Here is a 10,545-nt window from a genome sequence, read left to right as displayed (position 1 = left end):
GGTCAGACGCGGCAGCATGTCAAAGCGCGCCTGTTCGACCTGCCCCATGCCGAGCGCCTCTTCCATGATACGCAGGCGGGTTTCCAGGTTGTACTTGACGGCGCGCGCCATCGCTTCTTCCAGACTCAGCGGGCCTTTAAGCGGCTCCTGGTCCTTGTACATCTGGGCGAAGTCTTCCTTGATCTTCTCGCCGCGCTCGGCCAGCGTGACCGGCGTTGGGCTGACGGCGCAGGCCGCCAAAGCCAGGCTCAGGCTGACGACGAGCAGCGGCCGCGCCAGCGCGCGGCCCTGTTTTACTTCCTTCATTCCTACTCCCCTGAAATTTCTCTTATGTTCGCATAGCTTCCGTGTGGAAAGCGCTCGATTGCTCAAGCGGCTTTCCGGGCGACCGGTTTGGCCTGCAGTTTCTCGATGCTGCCGAGCAGACGGGCCGTATCGTTCTGGGCCGCCTTGTGGCCGAACTTGGCGAACTGCGCCGACAGCGAAGCCTTGCCGACCGGGAGCTTGTCCTTGCCCGGCATGACGGCATCGGCGCGGCCGCCCTTGCCTTCGGTGGCGCGGGCGTCCTTGTCCGTGGTTTCCGCCACGCGCATCTTGACCAGCACCGAGACTTCACGGCCCTGGTTGTCGCGCGCCGTGACCTTGATCTCGAGGATCTCGTTCAGGCCCTGCGGCGCCACGCCGGTGAACTTGCCGGTGGAGGCGTCGTACTTCAGCCATTCCGGCAGCGGCTTGCCATCGGCCAGGGTGGCTGTCGTACTGGTCTGAGCGGACGGATCGGTGTGACGGAACACACCGGTCGGCAGCTGGTAAGCCATTTCCTTGCCCGACTGGACTTCGGTCGGCGGCGGCTGGTCGGCCACGAACAGCACCGCACCGGCCGGCGCCGTGCTGGCCGCCACCACCTGCACCACGCCATTGCTGCCGGCGCTGCTGCGCACGGTCTCGGCGGCCACCACCGTGGCCGGGCTGCGTTCGGACACCGGCGCCGTGGCGGGGGCATTGACCGGCGCGGCGGCAGCGGTCTCGGCCGCGGGAGCCGAGGCTGCGGCAGCTGGCGCGGGCGCCGGGGCCGGGGCCGCATTGGTGGTGCGGGTGTCGACCGCCGAACCATTGGCCAGCAGGATCTGGAACTGGGCCGAGGCCGAGTTGCCCGCATCGTCGCGCGCCACCAGCTTGATATCCAGTGCGCCATTGCTGCCCGCCGGCGGGGTGCCGGTGAACTTGCCGGTGGCGGCATCGAATTTCAGCCAGTTGGGCAACGGCTGACCGTCGGCCTGGGTCGCATCGACCTGGACCTTGGCATTCGGATCGGTATTCTTGAACACACCGGCCGGCAGCTGCACTTCGGTCTGCTTGCCCATCTCGGCCACGGCATTCTGCGGCGGGTTCGAGACGAGCAGCTTGGCGCCGCCGCTGCTGGCCGCGCTGTCGGTGGTGCTGACGGCCACCAGCGGCGTGCTGCTGACGCTGACCGGGGCCGGCGCCGGGGCCGCCGTCGCGCTGGTATCGGTGCTTGGCTTGCTGGCCTCGACCACGGCCGGCGGCGGCGTGACCACCACCGGTGCCGGCGCGGGCGCAGGTGCCGTAGCCGGGGCCGGCGCTTCGACCACCGGGGCCGGGGCCGGCGCGGGCACCGGCGTGGCGGCCGGGGCCGGAGCAGGCGCAGGCGCCGGGGCCTGCACCACCGGACGCGGCACAAACACAGTCAGGCTGCCAGCCGCCGTGCTCGTGCTGTTGCCGGCTTTGTCGGTGCCGGACAGGCTGACCGTCCAGTTGCCCTCGGCCAGGTTCTGCACATCGACCGACCAGCTGCCGTTGACGACCGCGACCGTGAAGCTCTGCGTCTGGCTGCCATTGCTGAGCGTGACGATCAGTTCGCTGATACCCGACAGATTGTCGCTGGCGGTGCCGCTCAGCGTGGTGTTGATGCCAATCGTGCTGCCAGCGGCCGGGCCGGTCAGGGCCAGCTGCGGCGGCGTGCGGTCGAGCGTGAAGCTGATTTCCGACTCGACGCGGTTGCCGGCCGTGTCCACGTCGACCACTTTCACCGTGTGCAGGCCGTCCGTGGTCGGCGCCACATAGCTGGCGCTCGGGCTGCCGCCGTCGACGATGAAGCTGCGCGTGATGCCGTTGCCAGCAGCCGAGACATTCAGGCTGGCGTCATTGGTCAGCTTGTCGGTGCTGCTGGCGCCGCTGTCGCGCACCAGGCTCAGCGTCGGGGTGGCGAGGCGCGTGGCCAGGGTGAAGCTGAAGCTGGCGCTGGCCTTGTTGCCGGCCGCGTCGACGTCATTCACGACCACGCTGTGCACGCCATCGGTGCTCGGCACCACATAGTTGCTGCCAACGTTGACGCCATCGACCGTGACAGTGCGCGTCACATCGGCGGCGGCGGCGCTGATCGACAGGGCCGGGTTGTTGGTGATGGCGTCGCTGGCACTGCTGCCGCTGTCGACCACCAGGGCGATGGCCGGGGTGGCGATGGTCTTATCGATCGTAAAGACGAGGCTAGCGCTGGCCTTGTTGCCGGCCGTATCCACATCCTCCACCAGCACGCTATGCACACCATCGGCGCTCGGGGCCACATAGCTGCCGCCCTTGACACCATCGACCGTAACGGTGCGCGTGACATCGGCGGCGGCCGCGCTCAGCACCACGCCAGCATCGCTGGTGAGCTTGTCGGTGGCGCTGCTGCCGGTATCGTTGGCCAGCACGGCCGTCGGCGCGGCGATGCTGGTATCGAGCGTGAACACCAGGGTGCTGGTGGCGCTGTTGCCGGCCGCGTCGGTATCGATCACCTGCAGCGTGTAGACGCCGTCCTTGGCCGGTGCCGTATAGCTGGCGCCACTGGTGCCATTGAGCACGTAGCTGCGGCTCACGCCGCTGGCCGGGGCGCTGACCGTCACCGCGCCGTTATTGGTGATACGGTCGCTCGCGCTGCTACCGCTGTCGAGCGTCAGGGCCAGCGTCGGGGCGCTGATGCTGCGCCGCAGTTCAAAGTCGTAGCTGGTGCTGGCGCTGTTGCCGGCCGCGTCGACATCGCTGATGACGACCGTGTGCCTGCCCTCGGTGCTCGGGGCCACGTAGCTGCTGCCGACGTCGACGCCATCGACCGTGATGCGGCGCGTGACATCGCTGGCCGCCGCGCTGATGCTCAGGGCCGGGTCATTGGTGATGCGGTCCGTCGCGCTGCTGCCGCTGTCGGTCACCAAGGCCACGCTCGGCTTGGCGATGGTCTTGTCGAGGGTGTAGACGAGGCTGGCGCTGGCCTTGTTGCCGGCCAGGTCGCTGTCGGTCACGACGACCGTGTGCACGCCATCGCTGGCCGGGGCGCTGCTGCCGCCGCCGTCGAAGCTGATGGTGCGCGTCACGCCCTGCCCTGCCGGGCTGATCGCCAGGGTATCGGTATTGGTCAGACGGTCGGTGGCGCTCTTGCCGCTGTCGGTGACCAGGCTGATCGTCGGCGCCGTGACCTGGTTGACCACGGTGAACACGATGCTCGACGAGGCCTTGTTGCCGGCCACGTCTTCGTCGACCACGGTCACCGTATGGGCGCCGGCCGCCGTCAGCACCGGCAGCGTGCTGCTGCTGGCGCCGTCGATCACGTAGCTGCGCGAGACGTCGCTGGCGGCGCGCGGCACACCCACCGTGCCATCGCTGGTGATGCGGTCGCTCGACGAGGCGCCGGTGTCGTTGACCAGGATCGGACGCAGGGTCGCGATCGTGCGGTCGAGCGTGAAGCTGAGGCTGGCGCTGGCCGTATTGCCGGCCGGGTCGGTGTCGCGCACGACGACGGTGTAGACGCCATCGGCGCTCGGGGCCGCGTAATTGCTGCTCTCCGGGCCGCCATTGATGCTGTAGGTACGCACCACGCCGGCGCCGGCGCTGCTGATGGCCAGGGCCGGATCATTGGTGATTCGGTCGCTGCTGCTGCGGCCGCTGTCGTTGGCCAGCGCCACGGTCGGGGCGGCAATCGAACGGGCCAAGGTGAAGCTGAAGTTGGTGACCGCGGTATTGCCGGCCAGGTCGACATCGGTGACGCGGACGACGTGAACGCCATCATTACTCGGCGCCACGTAGGTGCTCGCCGGCGCCCCGCCATCCACGACCACGGTGCGGGTCACGGTTTCGACGGCCGCGCCAATGCGCACCGCCGGGTCACGCGTGTAGTTGTCGGTGCTGCTGATGCCCGTGTCATTCACGAGCGCCACGTCCGGACGCGCCACCACCGTGTCAATCGTATAGACCAGGGTATTGGTCATGACGTTGCCAGCCACATCGGTATCGGTCAGGACGACCGTATGACGGCCATCGCTGCTCGGGGCGTTGGCGCTGCTATTGGTGGCCGCGCCGCCGTCAAAGCTGAAGCTGCGCGTGACGTCGCTCGCCATGTTGGAGAAGCTCAGGCGGCCGTCGCGCGTGATCAGATCGCTGCCGCTGGCGCCCGTGTCGTTGACCAGGAAGGCTTCCGGCGTGGCGATTGTGCGGTCCAGCGTGAAGATCAGGCTCGCGCCGCCGCTATTGCCGGCGGCATCGGTATCGGTGACCACCACGGTATGCGGGCCATCCGCAGTCGGGGCGGCATAGCTGCTCAGCGCCGGACCGCCGTCGACGCGGTAGGTGCGCGTGTTGCCGGCGGCCAGGGTGCTGACCGTGATAGCGGCCGAGTTGGTGATCTTGTCGGTGCTGCTGCTACCCGAATCGGTGCTCAGGCTGACGGTCGGGCTCAGGGCCGAGGTCACCAGGCTGAAGCTGTAGCTGGCGCTGGCCACGTTGCCGGCCAGATCGGTATCGGTGACGACCACCGTGTGCAGGCCATTTGCCGTCGGCGCCACATAGCTGGCGGCGGCCACGCCGTCCACACTGACCGAGCGCGTCATCACGTCGCTGGCGGCGCTGCTGATATTCAGGCCCGCGTCATTGGTGATGCGGTCGCTGTTGCTGCTGCCGGTGTCGTTGATCAGCGCCATGCTCGGGGTCGCAATCGTGCGGTCGAGCGTGAAGCTGTAGCTGGTGCTGGCGGTATTGCCGGCGGTATCGGTGTCGGTCACCACGACGGTGTGCACGCCATCCGTGGTCGGCGCCGTGTAGCTGGCCGCGCCCGCAGCGCCATCGACGCTGATGCTGCGCGTGACGCCGGTGGCCGGGCTGCTGAAGCTCAGCGCCGCCTGGTTGGTGACGCGGTCGCTGTTGCTGCTGCCGCTGTCGGTCACCAGCGCGACGGTCGGGCCGTTCATGCTGCTGTTGAGCGCGAAGCTGAAGCTGGCGCTGGCCGTGTTGCCCGCCACGTCGGTGTCGGTCACGACCACGGTGTAGCTGCCGTCGCTGGTCGGCGCCGTGTAGCTGGCGCTGGCGCTGCCGCCGTTCACACGGTAGCTGCGCGTGACGTCGCTGGCCGGGCTGCTGACGTTGAGCGCACCGTTATTGGTGATGCGGTCATTGCTGTCGCTGCCGCTGTCGACCACCAGGCCGATGGTCGGCGTGGCCAGCGTGGTGTCGCGCGTGAAGACGATGCTGGCGCTCGCGGTGTTGCCGGCCGTGTCGGTATCGGTCACCACCAGCGTGTGCACGCCATCGCTGGCCGGCGCCACATAACTGCTGGTAGCGCTGCCGCCATCGAGGCTGAAGCGGCGCGTCACGTCGCCGGCGGCGGCGCTCAGGCTCATGCCGACCTGATTGCTGATGCGGTCGCTGGCGCTGCTGCCGCTGTCCACACTCAGGGCCAGACTCGGCGTGGCGATGCTCGTGTCGAGGGTGAAGACGATGCTGGCCGATTCGACATTGCCGCTGACGTCGGTATCGCTGACGACCACCGTGTAGACGCCATCGCTGCCCGGCACGCTGTAGCTGGCGCTGCTGCTGCCATTCACGCTGATGCTGCGCGTAACGCCGCTGGCCGGAGTGTTGAAGCTCAGGCGGCCGTCATTGGTGATGCGGTCGCTATTGCTGCTGCCGCTGTCGCTGGTCAGGCTGACGGTCGGTGCGGTCACACTGGTCACCAGCGAATACGTGAGGCTGGCGCTGGCAGTATTGCCGGCCACATCCGTGTCGGTGACGACCACCGTGTGCGTACCCGAGCTGCTCGGGGCCGTGTAGCTGCTCGACGTGTTGCCGTCGACCGTGTAGCTGCGCGTGACATCGCCCGCCGTCGTGCTGAAGTTCAGCGAAGCATCGCTGGTGACGCGGTCGGTGCTACTGGAACCGGTGTCATTGCTGAGGCTCAGGCTCGGCGTGGCGATGGTGTTGTCCAGCGTGAAGGTGATGCTGGTGCTGGCCGTGTTGCCGGCAGTGTCGGTGTCGGTCACCACCACGGTGTGCGCGCCGTCGGCCGTCGGGGCCGTGTAGCTGCTGGCCGCGCTGCCGTCGATGCTGTAGCTGCGCGTGACATCGCTGGCCACGCTGCTGAAGCTCAGGCTGCCATCCTTGGTGATCTTGTCGCTGGCCGAGCTGCCCGTATCGCTGACCAGGCTGACGCTCGGCGTGGCGATGGTGTTGTCCAGCGTGAAGGTGATGCTGCCGCTGGCCGCATTGCCTGCCAGATCGCTGTCCTGGATGACAACGGTGTGAACGCCGTCCGCGGTCGGCGCCGTGTAGCTGCTGGTGCTGACGCCATCGACCACATAGGTGCGGGTGACGTCGCCGGCGGCCGTGCTGAAGCTCAGGCCGCCGTTCTTGCTCAGCTTGTCGCTGGTGCTGCTGCCGGTGTCGGACGACAGGGCTGCGCTCGGCGTGGCAATCGTCGTATCGAGCGTGAAGGTGATGCGCGCACTGGCATTGTTGCCGCCGGCATCGGTATCGGTCACCACGACCGTGTAGACGCCATCCGCGGCCGGCACGCTGTAGCTGGAGACGGCGCTGCCATTGAGGCTGTAGGTACGGCTGATGCCTGCTCCGGCAGAGCTGAAGCTCAGATTGCCATTGCTGGTGATCTTGTCGGTATTGCTGGTGCCGGTGTCGCTGACCAGGCTGACGGTCGGGGCCGTCACGCTGGTGACCAGCGAATAGGTGATGCTGCTGCTGGCCGTGTTGCCGGCCACGTCGGTATCGGTCACGACCACCGTGTGCATGCCGCCCGTGGTCGGGGCCGTATAGCTGCTGGCCGTGTTGCCATCGATGCTGTAGCTGCGCGTCACGTCGCTAGCGGCTGTGCTGAAGCTCAGCGAAGCATCGCTGGTCACGCGGTCGGTGCTGCTGGCGCCGGTATCGTTCACCAGGCTGATGCTCGGCGTCGCGATCGTATTGTCCAGCGTGAAGCTGATGCTCGTGCTGGCGGTATTGCCGGCCGTGTCGGTATCGGTGACGACGACCGTGTGCACGCCGTCGCCGGTCGGGGCCGTGTAGCTGCTGGCCGCGGCGCCGCCATCGACGCTGTAGCTGCGCGTGACGTCGCCGGCCGCCGTGCTGAAGCTCAGGCTGCCGTCCTTGCTGATCTTGTCGGTCAGGCTGCTGCCGGTGTCGTTGCTCAGGCTGACGGTCGGCGTGGCAATCGTGTTGTCCAGCGTGTAGGTGATGCTGGCGCTGGCCGTGTTGCCTGCGGCATCCGTGTCGGTGACGACCACGGTGTGCGCGCCATCGGCCGTCGGCGCGCTGAAGCTGCTCGCGGCGGCACCGCCATCGACGCTGTAGCGGCGCGTGACATCCCCGGCGGCCGTGCTGAAGCTCAGGGCGCCGTCTTTGCTGATCTTGTCGGTGGTGTTGCTGCCGGTATCGTTGCTCAGGCTGATCGTCGGGGTGGCGATCGTCGTATCCAGCGTGAAGGTGATCGTGCCGCTGGCGCTGTTGCCGCCGGCGTCGGTATCGGTCACTACCACGGTATAGACGCCATCAGTCGACGGGACGCTGTAGCTGGCCACCGAACTACCGTTGACCGTGTAGCTGCGCGTGATGCCCGCCCCTGCCGAGCTGAAGTTCAGGTTGCCGTTATTGCTCAGCTTGTCCGTCGTGTTGCTGCCGGTGTCGCTGACCAGGCTGATGGTCGGGGCCGTCACACTGGTGACGAGCGAGAACGTGATGCTGGTGCTGGCGGTGTTGCCGGCCACGTCGGTGTCGGTGACGACAACGGTGTGCATGCCGGCCGAGGTCGGCGCGGTGTAGCTGCTGGCCGTGCTGCCGTCGATGCTGTAGCTGCGCGTCACATCGCCGGCCTTGGTGCTGAAGCTCAGCGAGGCGTCGCTGGTCACGCGGTCGGTGCTGCTGGCGCCGGTGTCGTTGCTCAAAGCGACGGTCGGCGTGGCGATGGTGTTGTCCAGCGTGAAGGTGATGCTGGTGCTGGCGGTGTTGCCGGCCGTATCGGTGTCGGTGACGACCACCGTGTGAGCACCGTCGGCCGTCGGGGCCGTGTAGCTGCTGGCCGCTGCGCCGCCATCGACGCTGTAGCTTCGCGTGACGTCGACTGCAGCCGTGCTGAAGCTCAGGGCGCCGTCCTTGGTGATCTTGTCGGTCGGGCTGCTGCCGGTGTCGTTGCTCAGGCTGACCGTCGGCGTGGCGATGGTCTGATCCAGCGTGAAGGTGATGCTGGCCGAGGCCGTGTTGCCCGCCGTGTCGGTGTCGGTCACGACCACGGTGTAGGTGCCGTCCGTACCCGGTGCGGTGTAGCTGCTGGTGGCGGCGGCGCCATTGATGCTGTAGCTGCGCGTCACGTCGCCGGCCGCGCTGCTGAAGCTCAGGGCGGCGTTGTTGGTCAGCTTGTCGGTGGTGTTGCTGCCGCTGTCGGTCGTCAGGCTGACCGTCGGCGTGGCAATCGTATTGTCCAACGTGAAGGTGATGCTGCCGCTCGCGGCATTGCCCGCCAAATCGCTGTCCTGGATGACGACAGTGTGCACACCGTCCGAGGTCGGCGCCGAGTAGCTGCTGCTGCTCACGCCATCGACCACATAGGTGCGGGTGACATCGCTCGCGGCCGTGCTGAAGCTCAGGCCGCCGCTCTTGCTCAGTTTGTCGGTCGTGTTGCTGCCGGTGTCGGACGACAGGGCCGCGCTCGGCGTGGCAATCGTCGTATCGAGCGTAAAGGTGATACGGGCGCTGGCATCGTTGCCGGCGGAATCCGTGTCAGTCACCACCACGGTGTACACGCCGTCGCTCGACGGCACGCTGTAGCTCGACGCACCGCTGCCGTTGACCGTGTAGGTACGGGTGATGCCCGCCCCTGCCGAGCTGAAGCTCAGGCTAGCGTTGCTGGTGATCTTGTCGGTCGTGCTGGTGCCCGTGTCGCTGACCAGGCTGACGGTCGGGGCCGTCACGCTGGTGACCAGCGAATAGCTGATGCTGGCGCTGGCGGTGTTGCCAGCCACGTCGGTGTCAGTGACCACGACGGTGTGCATGCCGCCAGCGGTCGGGGCCGTGTAGCTGCTCGTTGCGGCGCCGCCATCGACGCTGTAGCTGCGCGTGACATCGCTGGCCGTGGTGCTGAGGCTCAGCGAGGCATCGCTGGTCACACGGTCGGTGCTGCTGGCGCCGGTGTCGTTGCTCAGGCTGACCGTCGGCGTGGCGATCGTATTGTCCAGCGTGAAGGTAATGCTCGTGCTGGCGGTGTTGCCGGCCGTGTCGGTGTCGGTGACGACGACCGTGTGCGCGCCGTCGGCCGTCGGGGCCGTGTAGCTGCTGGCCGTCGTGCCGTCGATGCTGTAGCTGCGCGTCACGTCGCCCGCGGCCGTGCTGAAGCTCAGAGCGCCGTCTTTGCTGATCTTGTCGGTCGGGCTGCTGCCGGTGTCATTGCTCAGGCTGACGGTCGGCGTGGCGATGGTGTTGTCCAGCGTGAAGGTGATGCTGGTGCTGGCCGTATTGCCGGCCGTGTCGGTGTCGGTGACGACGACCGTGTGCGCACCGTCGGCCGTCGGAGCCGTGTAGCTGCTGGCCGTGGTGCCGTCGATGCTGTAGCTGCGCGTGACGTCGCCAGCAGCCGTGCTGAAGCTCAGCGCACCATCTTTGCTGATCTTGTCGCTGGTGTTGCTGCCAGTGTCATTGCTGAGGCTGACCGTCGGGGTGGTGATGGTCTGGTCCAGCGTGAAGGTGATGCTCGCGCTGGCCGTGTTGCCTGCCGTGTCGGTATCGGTCACGACCACGGTGTAGGTGCCGTCCGCACCCGGTGCGGTGTAGCTGCTGGTGGCGGCGGCGCCATTGATGCTGTAGCTGCGCGTCACGTCGCCCGCGGCACTGCTGAAGCTCAGGGCGGCGTTGTTGGTCAGCTTGTCGGTGGTGTTGCTGCCGCTGTCGGTCGTCAGGCTGACGGTCGGCGTGGCAATCGTATTGTCCAGCGTGAAGGTGATGCTGGTGCTGGCGGTGTTGCCAGCGGCATCAGTGTCGGTGACGACCACGGTGTGCGCGCCATCGGCGGTCGGGGCCGTGTAGCTGCTGGCCGTCGTGCCATCGATGCTGTAGCGGCGCGTGACATCCCCGGCGGCCGTGCTGAAGCTCAGCGCGCCGTCTTTGCTGATCTTGTCGGTGGTGTTGCTGCCGGTATCGTTGCTCAGGCTGACCGTCGGCGTGGCGATCGTCGTATCCAGCGTGAAGGTGATCGTGCCGCTGGCGCTGTTGCCACCGGCGTCG

General features: G+C 67.5%; 1 protein-coding gene and 1 pseudogene. Both read right to left on the bottom strand.

Translation table 11 applies throughout. The features are described from left to right. Positions 1–306 (bottom strand): annotated as a pseudogene (locus LZ005_RS21430) (TolC family protein); the annotation flags it as partial. Between the two features lie 62 nt (positions 307–368). Continuing rightward, on the bottom strand, positions 369–10,545 hold a 10,177-nt coding region (locus LZ005_RS21425; RefSeq protein ID WP_237810993.1), incomplete at its 5' end, for an Ig-like domain-containing protein.

The organism is Massilia sp. TS11 (genome assembly GCF_022012445.1).
GTDB lineage: Bacteria > Pseudomonadota > Gammaproteobacteria > Burkholderiales > Burkholderiaceae_D > Telluria.
This window is presented reverse-complemented; position numbering and strand designations above follow the sequence as displayed.